The organism is Streptomyces sp. SID486, from assembly GCF_009865385.1.
Lineage (GTDB): Bacteria > Actinomycetota > Actinomycetes > Streptomycetales > Streptomycetaceae > Streptomyces.
Map to the genome: position 1 here is coordinate 1 of NZ_WWJT01000444.1, position 930 is coordinate 930.

A 930-nucleotide genomic window follows, 5' to 3' on the forward strand; every position below is an offset into this window, starting at 1 on the left:
CCGTCTCCCGCCCGGCCGGGCCCCGCGAGAGCGCCGCTGCCGGCGCAACGCACGCCCGAGGCCCCGCCGACCACGCCGGCCGCCCCACCCCGGGTGGCCCCTTCCGGCGAGCCCGCACCTCCCGGTGAGCCCGCACCTCCCGGCGAGGTCTCACCTCGTGTCGACGCCCCGGCCGCCGTCGACGCCCGGATTCCAGCCGACGCCCCGGCCCCCGACGCCCCGGCACCCTCCAGTCCCACTTTCGCCCCGCCCCCCGCTTCCGCTTCCGTCGACTACGTAGGTTCCGGGCCCCCCACCTACGACCCCGAGCCCACCGCGCTTCCGGCCGCCGATCCGGACGGGCTGGGGGAGCTGGTCGCCGACACCGTGCTGGACGGCGCCCGGTACGGGGCGTGCACGCTCCGCGCCCTGTCGCAGCGCGGGGACTCGGCCCGCTACCGGGGGGAGCCGCGCCGGGACGCGTTGCTCACCGCACGGTTCGGGGCGGGGGAGCAGGCGCTGCTCCTCGTCGCCATGGCGACCGGGGTGCGCGGCACCCCGGTAGCGCACCTGGCGGCGGCCGAGGCGTGCCGGTGGATCGCGCAGGCGGTGGGCCGCAGCCACCAGCGGCTCGTGGCGGACATCCGCGCGGCCCGGCGGAGCGACCTGAAGGCGGGTCTGCACCGGCTCACCGACCGCAGCCTCGGCAAGCTGCGCACGAGCGCCGCGGAACAGGGCGTCGCTCCGGAGGAGTACGCGGCGAGTCTGCGCTGCCTGCTGCTGCCCGCCGACCCGGACTGCCGTACGCGCGTCTTCTTCGGCGTGGGCGACGGCGGGCTGTTCCGGCTGCGGGACGGCTCCTGGCAGGACATCGAGCCGAGTCCGTCGGCGGACGGCGCCACCGACGTCCCCTCCCGCTCCGGCGCTCCCGGGTCCGGCTCCGGCTCCGGC

General features: G+C 78.5%; 1 protein-coding gene. It reads left to right on the top strand.

Features of this window, described 5'->3' with window-relative positions; genetic code table 11:
- Positions 1–930: protein phosphatase 2C domain-containing protein (locus tag GT045_RS20810; protein WP_345942701.1), on the top strand; the 930-nt coding region annotated here is incomplete at both ends.